General features: G+C 41.1%; 24 protein-coding genes. 14 read left to right on the top strand and 10 right to left on the bottom strand.

Annotated features, from left to right (window positions below):
* The first annotated feature begins 8 nt into the window (after nucleotides 1-8).
* The 3 genes from AAW12_RS04665 to AAW12_RS04655 all read left to right on the top strand — a co-directional run bounded on the left by AAW12_RS04665 (nucleotide 9) and on the right by AAW12_RS04655 (nucleotide 3262).
* Complete coding sequence (locus AAW12_RS04665) at nucleotides 9-878, top strand: hypothetical protein (RefSeq protein ID WP_046672437.1); 870 nt, start codon at nucleotides 9-11, stop codon at nucleotides 876-878.
* Nucleotides 879-1010: 132 nt separating this feature from the next.
* Complete coding sequence (locus AAW12_RS04660; RefSeq protein ID WP_046672436.1) at nucleotides 1011-2849, top strand: UbiD family decarboxylase; 1839 nt, start codon at nucleotides 1011-1013, stop codon at nucleotides 2847-2849.
* A 77-nt stretch (nucleotides 2850-2926) separates the two neighbouring features.
* Nucleotides 2927-3262, top strand: coding sequence for a HopJ type III effector protein (locus AAW12_RS04655; protein ID WP_046672435.1), 336 nt, complete (start codon nucleotides 2927-2929; stop codon nucleotides 3260-3262).
* 203 nt (nucleotides 3263-3465) lie between these two features.
* On the opposite strand, the gene AAW12_RS04650 is transcribed toward AAW12_RS04655, so the two are convergent.
* Both AAW12_RS04650 and AAW12_RS04645 read right to left on the bottom strand, forming a co-directional pair.
* Nucleotides 3466-3927, bottom strand: coding sequence for a VOC family protein (locus AAW12_RS04650; protein ID WP_046672434.1), 462 nt, complete (start codon nucleotides 3925-3927; stop codon nucleotides 3466-3468).
* Between the two features lie 176 nt (nucleotides 3928-4103).
* Nucleotides 4104-4679 carry a Crp/Fnr family transcriptional regulator gene (locus tag AAW12_RS04645; RefSeq protein WP_046672433.1) on the bottom strand — a complete coding sequence of 192 codons (576 nt, stop codon included), beginning with the start codon at nucleotides 4677-4679 and terminating at the stop codon, nucleotides 4104-4106.
* Between the two features lie 235 nt (nucleotides 4680-4914).
* Here AAW12_RS04645 and asnB point away from each other — a divergent pair, with 235 nt between their 5' ends.
* From asnB to AAW12_RS04630, 3 genes are all read left to right on the top strand, one after another.
* The gene (asnB, locus tag AAW12_RS04640; RefSeq protein WP_046672432.1) at nucleotides 4915-6603 is read left to right on the top strand and encodes an asparagine synthase B; all 1689 of its coding nucleotides are present in this window, start codon (nucleotides 4915-4917) and stop codon (nucleotides 6601-6603) included.
* A 313-nt stretch (nucleotides 6604-6916) separates the two neighbouring features.
* Nucleotides 6917-8485 (top strand): M20/M25/M40 family metallo-hydrolase, encoded by a 1569-nt coding sequence (locus tag AAW12_RS04635; protein ID WP_046672431.1) that lies wholly within the window; start codon nucleotides 6917-6919, stop codon nucleotides 8483-8485.
* Nucleotides 8485-9456 (top strand): polysaccharide deacetylase family protein, encoded by a 972-nt coding sequence (locus AAW12_RS04630; RefSeq protein WP_046672430.1) that lies wholly within the window; start codon nucleotides 8485-8487, stop codon nucleotides 9454-9456. The genes AAW12_RS04635 and AAW12_RS04630 overlap by 1 nt, the downstream gene beginning before the upstream one ends.
* Here the strand turns inward: AAW12_RS04630 and AAW12_RS04625 are convergent.
* The 3 genes from AAW12_RS04625 to AAW12_RS04615 all read right to left on the bottom strand — a co-directional run bounded on the left by AAW12_RS04625 (nucleotide 9453) and on the right by AAW12_RS04615 (nucleotide 13358).
* A complete protein-coding gene (locus AAW12_RS04625) occupies nucleotides 9453-10058 on the bottom strand; it encodes a CDP-alcohol phosphatidyltransferase family protein (RefSeq protein ID WP_197083973.1) in 606 nt (201 codons plus the stop codon). The two genes, AAW12_RS04630 and AAW12_RS04625, sit on opposite strands and share 4 nt — an antisense overlap.
* Before the next feature lie 118 nt (nucleotides 10059-10176).
* Nucleotides 10177-12360, bottom strand: coding sequence for a S9 family peptidase (locus AAW12_RS04620; protein WP_046672429.1), 2184 nt, complete (start codon nucleotides 12358-12360; stop codon nucleotides 10177-10179).
* A 269-nt stretch (nucleotides 12361-12629) separates the two neighbouring features.
* A complete protein-coding gene (locus AAW12_RS04615; protein ID WP_046672428.1) occupies nucleotides 12630-13358 on the bottom strand; it encodes a DUF1080 domain-containing protein in 729 nt (242 codons plus the stop codon).
* Nucleotides 13359-13430: 72 nt separating this feature from the next.
* On the opposite strand from AAW12_RS04615, the gene AAW12_RS04610 reads away from it, so the two are divergent.
* From AAW12_RS04610 to AAW12_RS04600, 3 genes are all read left to right on the top strand, one after another.
* Complete coding sequence (locus AAW12_RS04610) at nucleotides 13431-13799, top strand: dihydroneopterin aldolase (RefSeq protein ID WP_046672427.1); 369 nt, start codon at nucleotides 13431-13433, stop codon at nucleotides 13797-13799.
* A 78-nt stretch (nucleotides 13800-13877) separates the two neighbouring features.
* Entirely contained in the window at nucleotides 13878-14588 is a 711-nt protein-coding gene (locus AAW12_RS04605) for an AAA family ATPase (protein WP_046672426.1), read from the top strand.
* A gap of 378 nt (nucleotides 14589-14966) precedes the next feature.
* Nucleotides 14967-15410: an Hsp20/alpha crystallin family protein gene (locus AAW12_RS04600; RefSeq protein WP_046672425.1), complete on the top strand. Its 444-nt coding sequence runs from the start codon at nucleotides 14967-14969 to the stop codon at nucleotides 15408-15410.
* A 157-nt stretch (nucleotides 15411-15567) separates the two neighbouring features.
* Here the strand turns inward: AAW12_RS04600 and AAW12_RS04595 are convergent, their stop codons facing one another.
* On the bottom strand, nucleotides 15568-16005 hold the full coding sequence (locus tag AAW12_RS04595) for an acyl-CoA thioesterase (protein WP_046672424.1): 438 nt from the start codon (nucleotides 16003-16005) through the stop codon (nucleotides 15568-15570).
* 117 nt (nucleotides 16006-16122) lie between these two features.
* Between AAW12_RS04595 and AAW12_RS04590 the strand changes: the two genes are divergently transcribed.
* From AAW12_RS04590 to AAW12_RS04575, 4 genes are all read left to right on the top strand, one after another.
* Nucleotides 16123-16626, top strand: a complete 504-nt coding sequence (locus AAW12_RS04590; RefSeq protein ID WP_046672423.1) for an RNA polymerase sigma factor — start codon at nucleotides 16123-16125, stop codon at nucleotides 16624-16626.
* Complete coding sequence (locus AAW12_RS04585; protein WP_046672422.1) at nucleotides 16616-17257, top strand: hypothetical protein; 642 nt, start codon at nucleotides 16616-16618, stop codon at nucleotides 17255-17257. Before AAW12_RS04590 ends, AAW12_RS04585 begins: the two co-directional genes overlap by 11 nt.
* Before the next feature lie 205 nt (nucleotides 17258-17462).
* Nucleotides 17463-19115: an ABC1 kinase family protein gene (locus AAW12_RS04580; RefSeq protein ID WP_053003524.1), complete on the top strand. Its 1653-nt coding sequence runs from the start codon at nucleotides 17463-17465 to the stop codon at nucleotides 19113-19115.
* 77 nt (nucleotides 19116-19192) lie between these two features.
* The gene (locus tag AAW12_RS04575) at nucleotides 19193-19978 is read left to right on the top strand and encodes an SDR family oxidoreductase (RefSeq protein WP_046672421.1); all 786 of its coding nucleotides are present in this window, start codon (nucleotides 19193-19195) and stop codon (nucleotides 19976-19978) included.
* Nucleotides 19979-20132: 154 nt separating this feature from the next.
* Here the strand turns inward: AAW12_RS04575 and AAW12_RS04570 are convergent, their stop codons facing one another.
* Both AAW12_RS04570 and AAW12_RS04565 read right to left on the bottom strand, forming a co-directional pair.
* On the bottom strand, nucleotides 20133-20726 hold the full coding sequence (locus AAW12_RS04570) for a YceI family protein (protein ID WP_046672420.1): 594 nt from the start codon (nucleotides 20724-20726) through the stop codon (nucleotides 20133-20135).
* A gap of 106 nt (nucleotides 20727-20832) precedes the next feature.
* The gene (locus AAW12_RS04565; protein WP_046672419.1) at nucleotides 20833-21420 is read right to left on the bottom strand and encodes a Crp/Fnr family transcriptional regulator; all 588 of its coding nucleotides are present in this window, start codon (nucleotides 21418-21420) and stop codon (nucleotides 20833-20835) included.
* Between the two features lie 246 nt (nucleotides 21421-21666).
* Between AAW12_RS04565 and AAW12_RS04560 the strand changes: the two genes are divergently transcribed.
* Complete coding sequence (locus AAW12_RS04560) at nucleotides 21667-22206, top strand: GNAT family N-acetyltransferase (RefSeq protein ID WP_046672418.1); 540 nt, start codon at nucleotides 21667-21669, stop codon at nucleotides 22204-22206.
* Between the two features lie 7 nt (nucleotides 22207-22213).
* Here the strand turns inward: AAW12_RS04560 and AAW12_RS04555 are convergent, their stop codons facing one another.
* Complete coding sequence (locus AAW12_RS04555) at nucleotides 22214-22615, bottom strand: DUF1634 domain-containing protein (protein WP_046672417.1); 402 nt, start codon at nucleotides 22613-22615, stop codon at nucleotides 22214-22216.
* 78 nt (nucleotides 22616-22693) lie between these two features.
* Entirely contained in the window at nucleotides 22694-23527 is an 834-nt protein-coding gene (locus AAW12_RS04550) for a sulfite exporter TauE/SafE family protein (protein WP_046672416.1), read from the bottom strand.
* Nucleotides 23528-23533: the final 6 nt, after the last annotated feature.

Here is a 23533-nt window from a genome sequence, read left to right as displayed (position 1 = left end):
GAATTCGAATGAAAAAGGTTTTAATCAGCGGGCTAAATACCTATTTGGGACGACGGGCATCCTGTTATTTGCAATCCAAAGATTTTGATGTGACTGGATTAGTGCGCAACTTATCCCTTTTTAATAAAATAGTAAAGGAAAAGGTGACGGCAAAGCTTTTTGAATTGGATCTGTTGCGAAAAGGCGAAGCTTTTGAGAATTTTCAGATTGCTGAACTCAATTTTGGAATTTATTTTACGCAGGTTCCCTCACTTGACAATGATATACAGCTTCAGCTTGAATTGCTTGGTCTGCGCAATTTCGTGGAAATTTGTAGACGTGCCGGAAATAACCGCGTCATTTATGTCGCGAGGCTAATGGATGAACATTTTTTGGAGCCTGTGCGTGATCTGCTGGAAAATTTACGCGTCCAATATACCATTGTGATTAAAAGTAGCGTCATCGGGAAGGAGAGTGTCTTGAACCGCATATTTGCGAAACTTGCCAAACGGCAGACCATATTTTATTGGAACTGGGTGGCTTCCCTGAAGTTTCGCCCCCTGCCTTTGCTCGATGTTTACCGCTGGCTACGAGAAATGCCTTGGGAAAATAATTTTATATCAGAAGTTATTTACCTCGGTGGCAATGAGGAAATGACATTTAGAGGCTTATTTTACCATTTCCTGAAGTGCACTTCCGAAGGCCAAAAGAGAGAAATAGGCGTCAATAAATTCTTTGCTAAGCTCTTGTTGACAAGGTTGAATGATATCAATAAAGAAGATATTGATGAATTTAGGCGAGTACTTTATTATGAGAAAAATGTAGATAATTCGACTTGGCAGCGCGTACAGGCATTTGAATTTACACCCTTGAAATCCTATGTCTGCATGGATACCTAGGTAATGGTTGAGGTTGTTATACTGATGATAAGGGAGCGAGATCCAAGATCGCGAAAGGTTTTTTCTTTATATCCTGTTTAATAAATTATTCTGTTAAATTTGTGGATTAACGTGTTGAAGCAGATTTAATATATGGGATACAATAGTTTAGAAGCATGTGTTGCGGATCTTGAAAAACATGGTCATTTAATCCGGATCAAAGAAGAGGTCGATCCCTATCTGGAAATGGCCGCCATCCATATGCGGGTGTTTGATGTGGAAGGGCCCGCCTTATTTTTTGAAAATATCAAAGGTTCGGAATTTCCGGCTGTATCTAATTTGTTTGGAACGCTGGAACGCTCGAAGTTTATGTTTCGGGATTCGTTAGACCACCTGAAGAAGTTGGTGGATGTTAAGATGAATCCTGCTGCAGTACTTAAAAATCCTTTTCAATATATTGGTTCCTCGATGACAGCCCTTGGGGCTTTACCCTGGAAAAAAAAATCGGGGGCTCCCATACTTCATGGTAAAACATCGATTAGTAAACTTCCGCAGATCGTCAACTGGCCTATGGACGGCGGTGCTTTTGTGACGATGCCGCAGGTATATACAGAAGATGTTGCCAAACCCGGTATTATGCAGGCCAATCTGGGGATGTATCGGATTCAGCTTTCCGGGAATGATTATCTGCCCGATCAGGAGATTGGTTTACATTATCAGTTGCATCGTGGTATCGGAATCCATCAAACTAAGGCAAATGCGCTCGGTAAACCTTTAAAGGTGAGTATTTTTGTCGGCGGACCGCCAGCACATCCCTTGTCTGCTGTAATGCCGCTACCGGAAGGACTCTCTGAGATGATCTTTGCCGGGGCATTAGGAAATAGAAGGTTCCGTTATTTTTATGATGATGAAGGTTTTTGTATCTCGGCAGATGCAGACTTTGTGATTACCGGTACTGTTTATCCCAACGAAAATAAACCGGAAGGTCCTTTTGGTGACCATATCGGATACTATAGTTTAACTCACCCGTTTCCCTTGATGAAGGTGCATAATGTGTACCATAAGAAAAATCCAATTTGGTCTTTTACCGTTGTGGGACGGCCGCCGCAGGAAGACACCAGTTTTGGTGCCTTAATCCACGAAATTACGGGGGCGGCCATTCCAAAGGAGATTTCAGGTCTCCATGCAGTTAATGCTGTTGATGCCGCTGGTGTACATCCCTTACTTTTTGCAATAGGGTCCGAACGGTATACGCCTTATCAGCGTGTGGATCGACCGCAAGAAATTTTAACGATAGCCAATCAGATACTGGGTAAAAATCAGCTCAGCCTTGCTAAATATTTGTTTATCTCAGCAAATGAAGATAATCCGCAATTGGATATTTATGATATTCCGGCTTTTTTGGGTCATATCCTTGAACGGATAGACCTTACTCGAGATGTTCATTTTCAGACCAATACGACTATCGATACCTTGGATTATTCTGGCGATGGATTAAATACCGGTTCCAAGGTGGTTTTTGCTGCCGCTGGTACAAAGAAAAGAGAATTGAGCCGTGAATTGCCGGCTGGTTTTGAACTACCCCGACCTTTCAATCAGGCAAAATTTGTTATGCCCGGTATTATTGCCATCGATGGTCAGGCATTCTCTACCTATGAGAATGAGCCGAAAATAATGGCCGAATGGTGCCGCGCTGCTGCAGGACTCGCCTGGGAAGGTTTCCCGTTGATCGTCTTATGTGATGATGCTCACTTCACCGCCGCTACCGTCAATAATTTTGTTTGGACAACGTTTACCAGAAGTAACCCTGCGTTTGATATTTATGGAATACATAGTTTTACAACATTTAAACATTGGGGTTGTAAGGGACCGCTAATTATTGATGCGCGGACAAAACCCCATCATGCGCCGGCGCTGATTAAAGACGAAGCGGTGGAAAGGCGTGTGGATCAACTTGCTGCAAAGGGAGGGTCACTACACGGAATTATTTAAGAGCGCTAATTCCTGTTCATTCAGGTTTATGGTTGAAAAATTAATTTAGAATAGATTTTAAAAGGTTTAATATCAAGATGACTACAACAGAATTATTGGATAAATCAAAAGGAAGCGAATTACAGTTTCAGGAAGTATTGGCACATATAGCCGATCAGTACAGCTATAGTCCCGGTGCATTTCAAAATGGGACGCTGAAAAATTCGAAAGAAGAAAATCAAGGTAGTGCAAAAATTTTCTATTTTGCGCAGTTAAATAATCTTTCTAAGGAAGATACATTGCGCCTTTTTGCCGAACATTATCAAAATGTACTCGATAATCCAGATGGAGATGGCCATCAGAACATTCGTCAATTTAGGACAAATGGTTGGGATGGGATCCTGTTTGAGGAAGAAGTACTGGTGAAAAAATAATAAATTTAACCTGGTAGCGGTAAAAACCTGAGATGCATAGGAAAATATCTTGTTGTGGCAGTTTTGAAAAGACAACATTGAAATGGCCATTCCACAGGGTAGCATCGGTGCTACACGATAACGAAACCACGGGAATAAAAAGGGCAGTAACAATAGATTACTGCCCTTTCTTTTTCAACTATTTTGTCGACTAAGCAGTTGGCTTAAGCGTTACTTTCGCAATCCTGTTCTTTGTTTCCACCAAAATAAACCATCCAGCAAATGCCGAATTGATCCTGAAAAGCGCTGTATAGTTCGGCAAAAAATGTTTCGCCGAGTGGCATTTCAACGACCTTTGCATTGGTGCTCAGGGCATCGTACAAAGCTTTCGCTTCGGTGGTGCTTTCGCACATCAGCATGACATAGCTGTTGTTTCCTTGGATATATTGTTGTCCAAAAGCAGGTACGACATCAGCTCCCATCAGCATGCTATCGCCGTTGATCGAAATTGCTGTATGACAGATTTTGTTTTTTGCTTCGTCTGGAACAGGTGGCATCTGTGGGTCGGCAGGGATATCTCCATAACGCATGAAGCCAGGATTTTTTGTATTGAAGACTTTTTCATAAAAGTTGAATGCTTCTTCACAGTTTCCGTCGAAATTTAGATAAGCGTGTAATTTTGCCATGATTTCTAATTTTTGAATATAATGATTACTTCTTTTAACTCTTTTCTCAATTTTTCCTTCCTATAAGACTATATAAATAGCTTGGAAGCACATTGGTAAAATTAAGCTGAAGTTTTCTTAAAAATCTTGCCTTAAGGCAAGATTTAAAAAAGTAGTCCTTTGGGCGTTACCACGGTTTAGTTTCCGTGGACAATTTCTTTCCGGATGCGGCTTAGGGAAGTGTCGGTGATGCCCAGGTAGGAAGCAATATGCTTGAGTGGTGCCTGCTGTATCAATATTGGTTTTTCTTTAATCAAGCGCAAATAGCGGGTAGTAGCAGGTTCGGTAATCATGGCAATAGCCCTATTTTTACTGTGAACAAGTTCCTTGGCCATCCAAGAACGCCCCCATTCCCTAAATTCAGGAATCTGATGAAAAAGTTCCTGAAAATCTTCAAACTTTATTTTCCAGAGACGGGTTTCCATGAGTGCCTGGATATTTTCCACCGTTGGATGGCGTTGAAAAAAAGAGGCGACTTCAATGACAACATCATTGTCCGTACAGAAGCCTATGGTAACTTCATTGCCTTCATAATCGTGTAAAAAGGAGCGTGTAAGTCCATACTCAATCAAGTAATAAGCATTTGAAACCTGTCCTTTGGTCAATATAAAATCGCCCTTTTTGACGGTTATGGCTTCATGTTTTTCTGTAATTGCAGTTAATTCCTGTGGAGTCAGTGCAAGTTCACTGTAGAAGGTTCTAATTAGATCCATGTCCTGGTTATTTGATTACGATGTTAATTTAACGATTAATCTGCAGATCAATTGTTAATAGATTGTGTGATTATTGTAAACAAATAAGTGTTTCATTGATAATTTTGTTTGTTTTGAAAAGTATTTTTGATAAAAATATAATAAATATTAAAAATTATTATGAATTTAGTTTTTAATTGTTTTACTTTGTGTCAATAACATAATGTAAAAACGAAATATTTAAAATTTTCATAATATGTGTGGAATTATTGGCGCTTTTGAATTAAAGCAACCTGCAAGCTCATTGAGATCTCAAGTATTAGAAATGTCAAAACGTATTCGCCACCGTGGTCCGGACTGGTCGGGTATATTCACCGGTGAGAAAGCTTTATTGGCACACGAGCGGTTAGCTATTGTTGACCCTAAATCTGGAAGTCAACCATTGTACAGTCCGGACGGTAAAGTTGTACTAGCAGTTAATGGCGAGATCTATAACCACCATGAATTAAGAAATAGCCTTCCTGATTATGAGTTCTCGACACAAAGTGACTCTGAAGTTGTGTTGGCATTATATTTAGCGAAAGGTCCCTCATTTGTGGATGAATTAAATGGTATTTTTGGTTTTGCACTCTATGATTCACGTGATGATTCCTTTTTTGTCGCACGTGACCATATGGGAATTATCCCTCTATATTATGGTGAAGATGAACAGGGGCAATTGTTCGTTGCATCCGAATTAAAATCACTGGAAGGTTTCTGTACGACGATTGAACAATTTCCTCCGGGGCATTACTTGTATAGCAAAACGGGGAAAGCTCCGCAGCGCTGGTATCAACGTGATTGGGAAAGTTACGATGTTGTAAAAGACAACGAGACCGATATCGCTGTTTTGCGCAAAGGTTTGGAAGATGCGGTTCATCGTCAATTAATGTCAGATGTACCTTACGGTGTACTGCTGTCTGGTGGATTGGATTCATCGGTTATTGCCGCAGTAACGAAGAAGTTTGCATCCAAACGTATCGAAAGTGACGACAAAGAAGATGCCTGGTATCCTCAACTGCATTCATTTGCGGTGGGATTGAAGGGAGCACCGGATTTAATTGCGGCACAGAAAGCAGCAGATCATATCGGAACAATACACCACGAGATCAACTTTACCATCCAAGAAGGATTGGATGCGATCCGTGACGTGATCTACCACTTGGAGACTTATGACGTCACGACGGTACGTGCTTCTACACCGATGTATTTATTAGCTCGTGTAATCAAATCAATGGGCATTAAAATGGTATTGTCGGGTGAAGGTTCAGACGAACTCTTTGGTGGGTATCTTTATTTTCATAAAGCGCCAAATGCACAGGAATTTCACGAGGAAACTGTACGTAAGCTGAAAAAGCTTTACCTGTACGACTGTCTGCGGGCAAATAAATCACTTGCAGCATGGGGTGTTGAAGGGCGTGTACCTTTCCTAGATAAAGAATTTATGGACATTGCGATGCGTATCAACCCTTCCGATAAAATGATTCGCGAAGGAAGGATGGAGAAATGGGTTGTACGTAAGGCATTTGAAGACTATCTGCCAGAAAGCATCGCATGGCGCCAGAAAGAGCAATTTTCTGACGGTGTAGGCTATAGCTGGATCGATACCTTGAAAGAACAGGCTGAAAGTAAAGTTTCTGATCAGGAGTTTGCCGAGGCTTCAACGCGCTTCCCGATAAACACCCCGAAAAACAAAGAAGAGTTTCTATATCGGACAATTTTCGAATCGCATTTTCCTTCAACAGCGGCAGCACAAACTGTTCCATCGGTAAAATCTGTCGCATGCAGTACGCCGGAAGCCTTAGCTTGGGATGCTTCTTTCCAGAATCTGAATGATCCATCGGGTCGGGCTGTGGCCTCGGTTCACCAAGAGAGCTACGAAAAATCCAAAGTGGAAGCCGTGTAACTAATCAACCCTCATATCTATATTTGGTAAAGCCTGGAAAGTTTCTTTTCAGGCTTTTTTATGTTTTCTTTTCAACTAAATAAGGGTATATTATTTAATTGATTAAAAATGAATGTGTGTTTTTAAATATTCTTTAGTAATTTTCGGAAAAACCAATCACAGGAAACTTTGGGTTTCTAAATTAACTAAGGTGACCGGAGCACTGTCTTTTTCTGGAGCTTCTTTGAGAGCTAGTGGAATATAGCAACACGTAGTTTGCGCTCGTAGTGTTAGCGTATTAACAGAGAATTATACAATAAATAAAGATATATACATGAAGGTAGATTTAATGAAACAGCGTGGAATGAAATCTTTAGGGCTGGCACTTCTATTGCTGAGCGCTCCAGCTATTTTTGCTCAAAATAAAGAAGCGATGGTTTCATCAATTGTGCAGGAGGCAAATGCAAATTCACAATTGGAGAAGTATGCGTTTGAGCTTGTCGATATGATTGGCCCCCGTCTTGTCGGGAGTCCACAAATGCAACAGGCGCATGATTGGGTTGTCAAAAATTATAATGCGCTTGGCGCACAGGCTCGCAACGAGCCCTATGGTGAATGGCGTTCCTGGGAACGAGGAACTTCTCAGGTGACGATGACCTATCCCCGCATAAAATCTTTGGAAGGTACACAGTTGGCGTTCAGTCCCGTGACCAAGGAGAAAGGGGTTGAAGCCGAGGTTGTGGTAATGCCCTTATTTAGCTCCCCGTCTGATTTTCAGTCTTGGCTTAAGACAGTCAAAGGCAAGATCGTATTGATTGGAATGAATCCGCTTTCGGGACGGTCAGATGCCAACTGGAAGGAGTCAGCTTCCCCGAAAGGTTATGAAAAATATCAAGCCTTAAAAAATGATCAGTTGAAAAAATGGGAGAGTAGTATGTCCTATACGGGAAGCACGCGTCGGACATTGCCATTGGCTTTGGAGAATGCTGGTGCCGTTGGTGTCATCGATTCCTATTGGACGGAATTGCCCGGTATTACACGGATTTTTGATGCGAAGTCCAAACAAATTCCGGTATTTAACGTCGGTCTGGAAGATTATGGTCTGTTATACCGCATGGCAGAACATGGGGTCAAACCTCGGGTTTCGCTACAGGGAAATTCAAAAGAGCTTGGAATATCAAAGACCTATAATAGTATCGCGGAGATCAAGGGAAAGGAAAAACCGGGCGAGTATGTTGTGCTTTCGGCGCATCTAGATTCGTGGGACGGCGCTTCGGGAGCGACAGACAATGCGACAGGAGTAATTACCATGATGGAGGCTGTCCGCATTTTAAGGAAGGTTTACCCGGATAATAAAAGAACGATTTTGGTCGGTAACTGGGGAAGTGAGGAGCAGGGGCTGAATGGCTCTTCAGCTTTTGTCGAAGATCATCCCGAGATCGCTAAAAATATACAGGTGGTATGGAATCAGGATAACGGCACAGGGCGAATTGTCCGGATAGGAGGCAGTGGTTTTGAAAAATCTTACGAATATATAAGCCGCTGGGTGCAATATTTGCCTGAAGAGTTCCGTAATGAAATCCAAACCAGTTTTCCAGGCATGCCGGGGACAGGGGGGAGTGACCACTCTTCTTTCGTTCAGAAAGGAATTCCGGCCTTTGGGCTCTCTTCCACATCCTGGGACTATGGTAAGGTGACCTGGCATACCAATCGGGATACCTATGATAAGATTGTGTTTGATGAAGTAAAACAAAACGCCATTATCGTTGCGATTTTGACTTACCTTGCCTGTGAAGAGCCTACGTTGGTCTCCCGCGATAAGATCACATTGCCAATTGATAAAGATGGCAAGCCGACGGTATGGCCAACAAATCTACAGTCTAAAAGAACGAGTGGCAACTGATGATGAAACAGCTCATTTTTGTTGGTCTATTTTTGGTGTGCGCCCTACTCTCTCATGGACAGGTTTCATTTGCCAATTTAGAAAACTATAGAACCGAGTGGTTAATTCTCCGTGAAAATAATAATTCTCTGGTTGGGATCCGTAGTTTCACGACAAATACTGTAAAATATTATTTAACGGTAGATCCTACTACACTGCAAACGCGTGTAGTAGGAGATCGATCGGTCAGCGTTCTGTACAACGATGCGGCTCAGGTTACAAAAAGTCTAAGTGGTTCGGTATACGAAAGCTGTTTTTCTTTAGTCAGAAAAACTGAAAACAACTTACAGGATGCGGGGCTGAATTTTAGGCTTCCCAAAGAGGCTGGTATTAATTTGACGATTGATCTATGTCCTTCACACAAACCTTTGGACAGGGCTATTTTTGAAGATCTTCTCGCTACGTTTAAGGGGATAGATCGCAGCCTGCCACTGGCCGTTTCTGTTTCGGGTAAATGGATGCTAAATCATGCCGCAGATCTGGCATGGCTAAAGTCATTGGATGCAAAGGGAGTAAAGATTACCTGGGTCAATCATACGTATGACCATGTTTTTACTAGTAATCCTTTAACATCCAATTTTTTGCTTTCCAAAAATACGAATCTAGGTTATGAAGTGTTGGAGAATGAAAAATTGATGCTGAAAAACGGTCTTCTGCCTTCGGTATTTTTTCGTTGTCCGGGCTTAGTTTCCGATCGGCGTATCATTGAGCAACTATTGTCCTATGGTCTTATTGTGGTAGGCTCGGATGCCTGGTTGGCAAAAGGGCAGCAGGCCAAAAACGGAAGTATTGTCCTGATTCATGGTAATGGGAATGAGGAAGTTGGGGTGCAGGATTTTATCCGATTGCTTCGGGCAGAATCTCAGGCTATAAAAACAAAACACTGGACACTGTATAGTTTATCCGAAGGCTTGGATCAGGAGTCACATTAACTATTGAACAACTTGTTTTTTCGGATTGTCTTTCCTTTGCGTAGCTGGATAGCGTGGTAGATACTTGGGATATCGTTAGACCAGTTTCTGAGCGTCAGGATAATAGCAATAATTTCCAGACGTGTGAGCAGGCCTAGCCAGATTGTCAACTGAAATAAGATTGTCGACTGGCAATGAAGCAATAGTTCGACCAGAAACGCAAATAAAAACAGCGTCCAGACCTTCGCGCCAATGGAGTGTGTTGCAATTTCTTTTTTAAATTTTACAAAGCTAATGATGTAGGTTACTATCTCTGATCCGACCAGGATCAAGATTAATGTTGCATGATCCTTAAAAAATTGGGGACAGCTCAAGTAGCTTGCCCATGTAATACAGGCGAAAAACAGGAGATCAACACTGGAATCCCAGCGGCGTAAGAGCGCTGTGGAGACCGCTAGCCTACGGGCGATAATGCCGTCAAATATGTCGCTCAACAATCCGATTACAAGAAATGAAATTGCATACCATTTAAAATGGTCCACTTTGAGCCAGTAAAAGAGCAATAGCAACAGGCCTAAGACAAGGCGCAGTATGATCAGGATAAAAGGAATGTTCTTTTTCAAAGCCTGTGGATAATCGGTTAAAGCGTTGCTATTAAAGATACGTATTGTATAGTATAAAACCAAAAAGGCACCTTTCCTATTGAAAGATGCCTTTTTGGTTTTTCTTGTTTTCCCGACTTTATGATGGGTTTTTGAGGTGCTGATTGAAGTAGTCCGCAATTTTTTCGTACATATGAATACGGTCTTTTCCCATTACATTGTGTTCATGAGTCGGGTATAGAAAATAATCTACTTGCTTTCCGGCTTTAATACAGGCTTCTAAAAACTCCATGCTGTTTTGTTGTACAACGACAGGGTCTTGTGCGCCGTGAATAATCAATAGTCTTCCTTTCAGTTGATCGGCTTTATTGAGGAGCGATGTCAATTTATAACCTTCCGGATTTTCTTGCGGCGTGTCCATGTAACGTTCGCCGTACATCACCTCATAAAATTTCCAGTCGATTACAGGACCTCCAGCTACTGCAGCCTTGAAGATATCGTTATGATGGAGCATGAAGGAAGTTGTCATAAAACCACCGAAGCTCCACCCGAAAATACCCATGCGCTGTTGGTCAACAAAAGATTTTGATTTAAGGAACTCTATTCCTTTCATCTGGTCGGCCATTTCATTTTGACCGAGGTTGCGATGCGTAGCTGTATAGAAATCACGGCCTCTGTAATTCGTGCCGCGATTATCCATTGTGAAGACGATATAGCCCTGTTGCGCCATATACATGTCAAAATATCCAGCGCCTCCTAGCCATTTGTTGGAAACAAGCTGCGAATGTGATCCGCCGTATAAATAATACATGACCGGATATTTCTTAGCTGGATCAAAGTCGTTGGGATAAATGATACGTCCTGTCAATGGGTATTTCCCATCTGCGGATGTCAACTGTACAAATTCGATTTTAGGATCATTTATTTTTCCGGAAAAAGGGTTTTCTGCATTGACTAAGGTAGTTTCTTTAGCAGATTTAACTTCTTTGACCTGAACTTTATTTGGTGTTTTTAAATTACTATATTGATCGTAGATATACTTGCCATCGCTACTTAGTGCAGCATGATGCGTGCCCGATTCATTTGTTAATTGAACCGTTTTCCCTGATTTTAGGTCGACCTCAAATAATTGGCGATCTAAACCGTTGTTGGTGACTCCTGTATAGCTTACTTTGCTGCCATCAGCCGAAAAGTCGAGCAATGCCTCCATAACGATGTCTTTATAGCCGAGTTTTTTGATCAGATTACCTTCCGTGTTGTAGAGGTAAAGTTGATTATAACCATCTCTATCGGATTGATAAAGGAATTGATCCGGTTTGTTTGGTAAGAATGTCAATGGGTTTTCAGGTTCAACCCAGGTTGTCGCAGTTTCTTCAAACAGGGTTTTGACCAAAGAACCGTTTTCTGCATTATATTTGTTGACTTTAAGATCATTTTGCCCACGGTTAAGTACTCCGACGTAGATGTATTTACCAGAAGGATCCCAGGTAACCATGGTCAAATACTGCTCTGAATGCTCACCGGTTTGGAGGGTTACCTTTTGTCCCGTGGTGGTGTTGTAAACGATCAACGAAACTTCTTCCGATTTTTGACCTGTCATTGGATATTTTATCCATTTGATATCCGCAATTTTGGAACTCCATTGCGGTAATGGATAATTGGCGACCATCGTTTCGTCTTTGTGATAGTACAGCAGTTTGTCATTTTGATTGTTCCACCACATTCCTTTCTTGATGCCAAATTCCTGGCGATGGGTGTAATCACTACCATTGACAATTCCTTTGTCGTTATCGTTGGTGACGGAAGTAATTTTGCCGTCTTTGTCAACAATTGCAATGTTATTGTCTATTAAGTAGGCGATTTTTGAAAAATCAGAACATACCTCGCGATTAGCTCCCTTGTTGTCATTGCCGATAAAGCTTTCAATATTTTTTGATTTGATATTGTAGGTCACCGTGTAAGTTTTATCTTTTCCATCGACTTGGAGTAATAGCGCGTTTCCATCACGCCATTTATAGTCGTAAGGAAACATCCGCAGATTGAATGTTTCGCCCGGAATAGCCGTTTTCAATGCTGCTTCGAGGTCTGCTTTAGAGGCTAGATTAGTTTCGCTCCAGTTGTTGGAAGCGCTTTTTGATAATAGATTCTGGTACGATTTATCGAGATAGGAGAGCTTGTTTGATTTTGGGATCCACGATGCTCCGGCTATTGATGTTGGGGCGTAAGTTCGGGGTCCAAATACTGTTTCTTCTAAATTGAGGTTGCGTTGTGCATAGCTGCTGATGGAGCTCGACAACAAGAAGAATAGCGCAATTCTTTTCATTAAACTGTAATATTGTGTGAATGTTTATACACAACGTCATACGTGAGCCCATTCCAGTGGTTATTTTGCGCTTCATTAGTCCAATAATCACATGAGGCTTCTAAACCTGTTGCGATAGGAAATTAAAGGCGCAAGTAGCTCATTACATTCCGTTTGTTTTTAAATTTTATAGGGCTAAATTAGGGAAATAGCCCTATAAAACCTAGTACAGAATTGTTGCTTTTCTAACTTAAATTGTTTGCTATAAACCGCTACGTCTTGCCGCTGAGCTATAGTTTACGTAGCCAGATGTTTCTGAACTGGACCAAATCACCATGATCCTGCAATACAATTGGACCTGGTCCGTGGCTTATTTGCTTTGGTAGTCCGATGTATTCGGTTGTGCCATCGATTTGGGTATTGTTTTGTACAATGACGCCGTTATGTAGGACCGTTACTGTTCCTTTAGCGGTCAAGATTCCATCCTTATTGAACTGAGGTGCTTTATAAATAATATCGTACACATGCCATTTGTCCGGAGCAATTACCTGCGCCAGGGGTGGGCGCTGTTTGTAAATACTGCCTGCTCCGCCGTTGACATAGGTTGGGTTGTTATTGTTGTCCAATACCTGAATTTCATAAAGCCCTTGGAGGAAAATTCCGCTATTGCCTCTTCCTTGGCCCTCGCCTTTGATTACTTCGGGGCTTTTCCATTCAATATGCAATTGAAAATCGCTAAAGTGTTCGTTGGTCTCAATGGCTCCAGCCCCCGGTTTTACTTCAAGTACGTTGTTGGCCACTGTCCAATTGGCTTTGCCTTTTTCACTTTTCCATTGCCTAAGATCCTTGCCGTCAAAAAGGACAATGGCATCGCTTGGTACACCCTGATTGATTGTTACTGTCGGTGGTACCGGACTATAATATTCGGTGTCGCTGGGTTTCATATTTGTTTGGGCCTGTAATGCAGTGGCGCCAAATAAGAGTGTTGTTGCTATCGCTGAGGATAAAGAAAAGTTCATCTGTTGGGTTTTTGGTATGGTTAAATATACAAATAATCCCACTTGTTTGGAACAATTTCAGTAGGTTTGTGCATGGCAACCATTTTACAGACAGTATCGCTGAAAGAAGCCCGGTTCTATGCACCAATAGGTTACTATGAAGAAGAACAGGTGCTAGGCAATGAATTTTTTGTTTCTATTGACGTATGTTTTCCCTTTTTGAATGCCGAGACAGAGGATTTAAACAATACGCTCAATTACGAAGAACTTTACCAGATTACAGCCGGTGTCATGCTACCTAAACGTAAGCTACTGGAATCTGCGGCTTCAGAAATACTCGAACAGATTCGGGAAAGAGTATCCCATGCTCTGACGATCGAAGTGGTGATACGCAAATCGAACCCTCCCTTTGGTGGGGACCTTTCCTGCTCCCAAGTTAGCCTTAAATATTTCAAGGATTAAAACGAAACTGGATCAGCGCAATATCAACTGAAAGAATTAGTTTTGCCAATCGTTATCTGATAGTCTTAAATTAATAGTATGAATATTTACGATCTTGTCATAGCCGATAAGGAAAGGATTGCTTTGGAGGATGTTTTCTTGGAAGAGGACAGCCGTCAAAAGCTGCATCAGCTGATTAAAGAGCATCGTTATATTAAAGAGCTTTCGCAATATGGTCTGCCGGTGAGCAATAAGATTTTACTGCACGGTTATTCGGGTTGCGGAAAAACAACAACGGCGAAAGCGCTGGCTACAGCGCTAGAAAAACCAATTTATGTGTTGAATTTGAGCAACCTCATTTCTTCTCGTATTGGCGAAACCTCGCAGCACATCAAACAGGTCTTTGATAAAGCAGGGCGTGAAAAAGCAGTTCTGTTTTTAGATGAATTCGATCAGATCGGAAAGGCGCGGATTAGTGAAGAAAAGGATGTTGGTGAAATGCGCCGTCTCGTGAACACCATTATACAGCTGATCGATTATTTTCCTGCTGAAGCGGTATTGATTGCAGCAACGAATCATCCTGAAATATTGGATACAGCCATTATCCGGCGGTTTCAGCTTCGTTTGGCTTTTGAGTTGCCGACCATAGTACAACTGGATGCCTATTATGATAAACTATTTGCGCCATTTCCACATTATGCTGATGTCGTACCGCGACGTTATGGGATCTCCTATGCAGAGGCTAAGGACTATATTTACGATGCTGTCAAATCCTTATTGATTGCTTCATTGGAACAAAATCAACCTTAATGTTTTTTGAACGCTCTATTTGAGATGCTCAGTAAAAATAACAACGTTTCATAAAAGCTTTTTCTCTTATACGGTACGCTGCTAATTGAATGCTCCGTTTCGGCTCCTAATAAAAAATGACAATTTCTGATAAACTGTTTTGTCTCCTATACGTTAGTGTGTATAGGGACAATTTGGGATAGGCAGGGGTCCGCCGATGACAAATTGATCGCTAAGTAGTTAAAAATAGCTTGTTTTTAAGACAAAATGACATTAATTTTTATTTTTAAATGACATTTTGTCTTTTAAAACCTGCTGGTACGTAAATTGAATAATTCTCTTCAAATAGTTTGGAACAAAAAAGCTTAACAATAAAACAAAAAATTAGGAGGACAAAAAATGGCATTAATTAAATTCCCTACAAAAAGTTTAAACACCGATGCAGTAAATCCATTTGTAAACACTGTATTCGACAACTTATTCAATGATAATTTCATCTCCGATCGTTTGGTGTCCCGTGTACCTGCGGTCAATATATCAGAATCTGAAAAATCATTTAAAATTGAAATGGCAGCGCCTGGATTGGATAAATCGGATTTTAAGATCAATGTTGATAAAAATCTAATTACCATTTCAGCTGAGAAAAAAGAGGAAAGTGTGAGTGAAGAAAAATTATACAGCAAAAAAGAATTCAATTATTCTTCGTTCTCAAGATCATTTACATTGCCAGAGACCGTAGATTATAGCAATATCGAGGCTGCCTATGAAGGTGGTATATTAATTTTGACTGTTGGCAAGAAAGAAGATGCAATCATTGCAAAACGTCTGATTGAAGTTAAATAATCCAGCAGCATACAAGAAATAGTTCATTTTGGGAATGACCAAAGGTGAGCAGAAGACAATAGTTTTTAGGTTTAGTTTATGTTTTAATCCCTCGGAGTTCCGTTTGTGTTCCGAGGGATTTTTCTTTTGTCAGGATGGTCCTGACGTGATGAAAAGACTATTCAGTTTCCGCATAGTTTTCAGATCGGGGAATTTTGGCGAGATAAGGCTCCATCTCTTCCGGTAACTTCGTTAATTTCCGCTTTTGAAGGTCGAGCCAGGCTCCATCGACGTTGACGGTACAGCACAAAACTCCGTCATTACGAAAAACCTGATGTATAAATGAAAAACGACTATTCGTTTTATTATATTTTGTCAGCTCTACTTTTACCTGTACATATTCATCCAGATGCACTTCTTTAAAATAGATGAGTTCTTCCCGAAATAAAATTGGACCGATATGAAATTCGGCAAATTTATCCAGTGAAAAGCCCATTTTGTTCAACATGTTACTGCGGGCCTGTGCGCAGATATCTGCGTAAGCAGAATGCCGCATATGTCTATTTGCATCGATCTGCGCCCATATAATCTGACCTTGATAAAATATATTCTCCATAATCTTCAGCGATTAGCCTCTTTTTTCATAACAATTTACATATTTTTAAATAAAGCTGTAACACTTTGTTTGTTTGCTATACTTATTACCTAAATATATTTAAAGAAAAATCGCAAGGTGAACCCATCAGAAATAGAATTTCTTCGACTGATTGACGAGAATAAAGGTATTCTCGTTAAGGTGAGCCGCATGTATATGGATGACCATGAGGGACGGCAAGATCTGTATCAGGAGATTGTCTATCAGCTGTGGAAATCCTATGCGACATTTAAGCAACAGAGTAAATTTTCAACATGGATGTACCGTGTTGCCCTCAATACCGCAATGGTATTTTTAAAAAAAGAAAAGAAACATCAGATCTTTGAGGCGTTAGAGGAGCGGCATGATTTTGCAGAAGAAACTTACGACACCGATAAAGATGAGCAACTGAAAGTCTTTTATCAGGCTGTTCAAGAGCTTAACGCCATTGAAAAAGCCTTGATATTTTTGTTTTTGGAAGGTCAGAGTCATCGCGAGATTGCAGAAAATCTGGGTATATCGGAAGTCAATGCCCGCGTAAAATTAAACCGCACGAAGGAGCGAATTCAACAAATCATTAAAAAATACACCTATGAATTTTGATGAGTTAAAAAAATCTTGGCAGGAACAGCCTACAGACGAGGATTTACAGAATCCAAATCTCAAATACTATAAGGAAGTCGGTAATATCATGGGTAAGCTGCGCAAGAATATCAAACGTGAGTTTATTTCTTGGGCCGTGTGTATGGGCTTTCTGTTTTTGGTGCCTATTTTGCCGATGTATAAGATTGAAGGTTATGCTGCATTTGCGTATTACTTTTTTATCGTACAGATATCCTTATCCAGTCTTTTATATTACCGGAGGTTCTTTTATTTGGTAAAGAGTACAAAAAAGATCGAGTTGTTGGCTTCTAAAGAACACTTGCTCAAGTTGTATTACGATTTGAAGTATGCCGTAGAGACCTATCGGATTGCGGCCTATGTAATGATTCCGCAAGCTTTATTTCTTTATCTTATTATGATTGCACAGAATAGGACTACCATCTGGTTTGATCGATTATACCATTTCAAGGATACTTTCCAACAGGATCCTAACTTTATTATGTGGATGATCCTTTCCGCAATTACTTCCATTGTTCTTGTTGTTGGTCTGACAGAATTTATGATTCGTGCTTATTATAGCAATTATATTACACAGATAAAGGAAAAGCTTGACCAAATGGAAGCCGAATAATTTACAGCCAACTTGCATGTATTTTATGCTGTTGAAGACTTGATTTTCCTGTCAAAATGACCAGAACTAAAATAGGTAAGGTTTTTGTTTCATCTCCTTCTGATTAGTTTTTTTAGTCCATATGGAATATCCGCTTCATTTTATAGGTGTTTGCTTTTTGGGGCATGGATATTTCGTATATTGTCATTGAAAACCGTTGTCCGTTATGTTTAATCCGACAAAGAAGTTACAGCGCAGTTCCCAGATCTTAAGTATATTGGCCAAATATGGTTTTAAAGATGCGATCGCTCGATTGCCCTGGAAGGGATCCCGATCTGCTGTAGAACATGCTATTGACGTCGATAATATCAGTGTTTATGCCCGTATTCGCATGGCTCTTGAGGAGCTCGGTCCTGCTTTTATCAAGCTTGGACAATCGGCTTCAACACGGGAGGGGTTGTTGCCCCAAGATCTCGTAGATGAACTTAAGCGCCTTGAGGATAATGTTCCCCCCTTTGAAGTGGATATTAAATCGTATCTCAAGGAAGAACTTGAGCTGGATATTGATGTACATTTCCAGGAGATTGCTGCCGAACCTTTTGCTGCGGCCTCTATTGCACAGGTATATCGTGCGACCTTAAAAGATGGAACCCAAGTCGTGTTAAAAGTGCGCCGTCCCGGCATCGATGAGGTGATGCGCTGTGATCTGGCACTCATGCGTGATATTGCCAAAATTCTAACCATGTACAATGATGTGCTGGAAAATCTTAATCTTTCGCTGATTGTTGAATCTTTTGCAATGACCCTGCAGGAAGAGATGTCTTTAGTGATTGAGCGGCATAACATCGATCGCTTCGCAAAGAACTTTAAAGGGAATAAATTGATTAAGACACCGCGGGTTTATCCTGAACTCTCCTCAGACCGTGTTCTATGTATGGAATATCTTGATGGTTTCAAGGTAACCGATGCCGATGAAATTAAGCGCCGGGGAATGGATGTCCAGACACTGGTAAAAAATGGGATCAATTTGTACCTCGAGCAAGTGATTATCCATGGTTTCTTCCATGGCGATCCTCATCCCGGAAATATGATGGTAATGCCCGATGGACGGATCGCTTTTTTGGATTTTGGTAATATGGGTAAATTATTAGGTATAGACCGTAGGCAGCTTGAAGAGTTTATTCAATCGGCTATTTCCGAAGATGCAGTGCGACTTGCGGATGTGATTGAAGACGTTGCTGTGGTTAGTCATATTCCGGATCGTAATCAGTTTGAACGGTCGCTCTACGAGATCTTTGATATGATCGATAATGTATCGCTCGGAGACCTAAGTTTAGATGTACTGTTCAATAAACTTTGGAAAATTATTGGCGACAATCGTTTGTATTTTCCAGAATATATTTATCAGTTGATGCGCGGTATATCGTTGATGGAAGGTATTGGACGCCAATTGTATCCCGATCTCAATATTATGGAGAGTATCAAACCCTTTGCTCGAAGGATTATGATGGAGAGGCTCTCTCCAGAGGCAATCTTCAAAAAAGGGAAACACAAAGTTGAATCTTTTGCACGCGATGTTGAAAAACTCCCTGAAGATATGCGGGCCCTTGTGCGCTTATTTCGAACAGGAAATTTTACGCTCAACCATCGATTGATCAGTGCCCGATCCTTTAATACGATTCTACGCAAAGGTGTGAATCGTATTGTCATCGGAATTATGTTTATGTCACTCAATTTACTGGGTGGGATGATTATTGTCGCACGCGTAGAACCACAGTGGTGGGGAATTCCCATTTTTGCTTGGATATGCCTTGGCTCAGCATGGGTCTTTGCCATATATTTATTTGTTGCTATGATCCGAGCAAAGGACAACGATTAACCGGGGTTAGAACGCATTTTCAGCTACGATGATTGGCTATGCATACATACACGCTATAAAATAAAAAATAAAAAGATATGGAAATCAATCTAAATGGGAAAAAAGCCCTGATCGGAGCGAGCTCTGCTGGTATAGGAGCAGGTATTGCCCAAGTGCTTGCCTCATGTGGCGTATCTGTAACATTGGCTTCCCGACATGAGGAAAAGCTACAACGTACCTGTGAAGGTCTGGATACTTCCAAAGGACAGGTACACCAATATATCCTGGTAGATTATAACGATCACGAAGCATACAAAAAACAGATCGAACATTACTTTGAGTCGAATAAGGTGGATATTTTAATCAACAATTCGAATGGGCCGCAAGCAGGAACCATAGACCAAAAAAATCTGGCGGATTACCAGCATGCTTTTGAGCTCTTATTTCAAAATCACTGTTACACGACCTCATGTGCGCTGCCTTATATGTTGGCAAATCGATACGGACGTATTATTAATGTGTCTTCTTCAACTGTGAAAGAACCGGTATCTAATTTAGTGTTGTCTAATACGATCCGTACAGCATTGCTTAGCTGGAGTAAATCGCTGGCAACGGATGTCGCTAAGGAGGGGGTGACGGTCAATAGCATCTTGACAGGCCTTTTTGATACGGACCGTATCCAGTCGCTAACCAATCTTGACGCTCAACGTATGGGTATATCTTACGAGGAAGCGCTGCAATTGCGGTTAAAACAGGTTCCTGCGCAGCGTCTGGGTAAACCTGAAGAATACGGTTATCTCGTCGCTTTCCTTTGCTCCGAATATGCAAGTTATCTGACTGGAGCCAATATTCCTCTGGACGGCGGGATGTTAAAAGGCTTATAAAAAATAAGCTGCTCAATAACGTCAGGTCAAAGCCCTTTATTTGAGCATTCCATAGCTGGATTGCTGTAGCCAGAGCTTGGTATAAAATTGCATAAAAAGGGGTGTCCAATTTTTTTGGACACCCCTTTATGTTAGTGTGATTTATTATTTTCAATTAGTTCAACACCAGTTCGGTATTGACAATGATGTCGACATCAGAAGCAACCGCTTCTACGCCCGAAGGTAATTTATCATTGTATTTCATGCCGAAATCCTGACGGTTAATTTTTGTTTTAGCTGTAAATCCAGCACGTGTTTTTCCCCAAGGATCCGTAATGATTCCGCCGTTTTGCGTCACCTCGAAAGTTACTTTTTTCGTTACATCACGAATCGTCAGATCCGCTATCATCACATATTTTCCTTTTACTTTCGCATTTTTAAAACTGATAGACTTTAATGTCATTTTAGGGAATTTTTCCGCAGCAAAAAAATCATCGGTCTTCAAGTGGTTGTCACGCGCAGCAATGCGTGTATCAATGCTATTGACGTCGATAGCGAAATTAACTTTGGCATTATTGAAACTTGTTCCTGTTGGGGTTTCAACTGTTCCTTCTACCTTTGTAAATTCACCATCAACAAAGCTGATACCAAGGTGTTTTACATCAAATCTCGCATTGGTATGTGCAGGGTCCGCAGACCATTTTACTTGTGCCACAGCAACATTAACCATTAATACTGCCGCTGCCAGAATTTGGAAAAATTTATTCATCTTATTTTCTTTTTTTTATTTATCTAACCTTCAAAAGTTCAAATTGTTTGTTTGAACAAGCTTCTGCAAAGGTGGGATAAACAGACAAAGAAAAAATTGATGTAGGTCAAGAATTTCGATTCGGCTTTAAGATCTGTCTTTTTAGGCGGCTAAGAAACTCCTGCGTAACACCAAGATAGGACGCTAATTGCATATTGGAGATCCTCGGATAGATTTTAGGGTACCTTTTGATAAAATCCAGATAGCGTTCCTGTGCTGTGAAACCTATGCTCGAGATAATACGGTGCTGCGATGCGATTTGCGCACGTTGTGCCATAATCCTGGAGAGTTTCTCGAAGATGGGATGATCTTCGTAAAGTTTGTCCTTAGCCTTTTTTGACAGGGTCAGGACGACGGAGTTTTCCAGGGCCTGAATGTTTTGGAGGGCCGGCTCCTGATAATTGAAGCTGGCAATATCACCGATCCACCAATCTTCAATTGCAAACTGTAGGATATGTTCAATCCCATCGGCGGTGACATAGAATGATTTAAATAAACCGCTGATCACGTATGCTTCATGGTGGCATACCTCGCCTGCCCGGAGAAAGTATTCTTTTTTCTTTATTTTCCGTACCTGATAACGTGAGACGATGTCATTTAGTTCTTCCTCAGTGACATCAATACGCTGTTTTACAAATTCCTTGAATTGTTCCATTTGGCTGTAAAATACGAATTTTTTGCCATGCTAATTGAATAAGTCGGCCAATTCCTATCAATTCTAAGGTAAAATAATCTGCCTATAGACTATTTTCTGTCATTAATGTTGTGGAGATGACGATGCTATCTACATCTTGGTGTAATATTTGACCGGATATTCGCATAATTCGGATAGTTTGATCAATAATTGGTATCTTTTGTCAGATTTAAAATATTTGAATTGCTATAACTATAAAAGTGTCTCATGAAGTTTGTCGCCCCCAACACCCTTGAAAATGATAAGGTCGTATTACGCATCATCGAACCAACGGATTTTGATACGCTGTATCAGGTTGCCAAAGATCCCCTGATCTGGGAACAGCATCCCAACAAAGATCGCTGGAAGGAAGAGGTTTTTCAGGGATTTTTTGAAGGGGCCTTGGAAAGTAAGGCTGCTTATTTGATCCTGGATAAGGAAAGTGGAGCCTGCATTGGGAGCACCCGGTACTATGGACTTGATGAGGCGGAAAAATCTATTTTTGTTGGATATACGTTTTATGCCCGTGCGTATTGGGGGGCAGGAATTAATCCCTTGGTCAAAGAGATGATGTTTGACTTTGCCTTCAACTTTGTGGATCGGATCTATCTACATGTGGGGGCAGAAAACTATCGTTCTCAGAAAGCCGTGGAGCGTTTGGGCGCTATTAAAGTGGCCGAAAAGATGGTCAGCTACGTAAATGAGCCTGAACGTAAAAATTTTGAATACGCGTTGGAAAAATCCGCTTGGCGGCGGATCAAGAGATAAAGCTTTATTATCCCTTGACGCCACTCAGTATACTGCCGATAATGACGGTTAATACAATCAATGTAATGATGATATAAAGTCTGTCTTTTTCGATTACAAAGCCAAATAACGAACCGATCACCCGTACAATAGGTGTGCAAATCAATAAAAGAACACCCAACTGTATAACTTGGGGAATATTTCGGCTAAAGGCCCCTGAAATAATTCCAGTAATTGTTGTATTGGAATTCCCTTCACCGACAAAATCTCGATAATTCGGTACGGTGTCCTGTCCATGGACAATCAGGTAGAAGATACCGCCGAGAATAAGAATAGAGGACGCCAATATAACGCCTATTCGTAAAATTTGTCCTACTAATAGTGAGATGTCCTTGTCTCCCCAATAGTGTTTCGAAAATACTTGTTTCATTTTGAGTAATTAGGTCCTTCATTGTCTAGCGGAAGGACGTTACAAACTTAAAATCCTAAATCGTGTAAGCTACCATTTTTAGAATTTATGCTGGAATCCGTTGAAGATCATTTCCAAGGCCACCAAAGTAATGGCGACGGCGAAAATAATACGTAAAGTCTTTGGGTTCATGCGCTTTAAGAGTTTGGATCCTGTAATGGCACCGCATAATACGCCTAGTATAACCGGAAAAGCAATACCTGGATCCATATATCCCCTTTGTAAATAGACCACTGCAGAAGCAGCTGCGGTGACACCGATCATAAAGTTACTCGTTGTCGTACTGACTTTAAATGGAATTTTCATCATGCTGTCCATCGCGAGTACTTTAAGGGAACCGGAACCGATTCCTAGTAATCCGGAAAGTATTCCTGCAACCCCCATCAAAGAGAAGCCGCCGACAACGTTGGTCAGCTTATACGGGATCAATTTTCCATCAGCAGGGTAGGTGCTATTCAGTTTCAATTTTTCAGCCAAAGCAGAACCGCCGGATAGCGCATGTTCGTTTTTCTTCCGTATAGTCATTGCTGCGGAGAAGATCAGTACAACACCAAAAATGATTGCAATGGTGTTCGTCGGCATGTAAATGGCGATGACAGCTCCGATAACAGCACCAATCGTGGTCGCTATTTCTAAAAACATGCCAAGCCGGATGTTGGTGATGCCTTCTTTGACATAGGCTGTGGCTGCACCGGACGATGTCGCTATGGAAGCCAACAAGGCCGCTCCGATGGCATAACGGATATCGACATGAAACAGAAGAGTCAATAAAGGGATGACAACGACCCCTCCGCCTAAGCCTGTCAGGGATCCTAAGAGCCCTGCTACAAAAGCACCCAGGAGAAGGATGATTGTAAAGGTGAGAATAGTCATAAATAT

It is taken from the genome of Sphingobacterium sp. Ag1 (assembly GCF_000988325.1).
GTDB lineage: Bacteria > Bacteroidota > Bacteroidia > Sphingobacteriales > Sphingobacteriaceae > Sphingobacterium.
The sequence above is the reverse complement of the archived record's forward strand: the minus strand, read 5'-3'. Positions and strand labels throughout refer to the sequence as shown.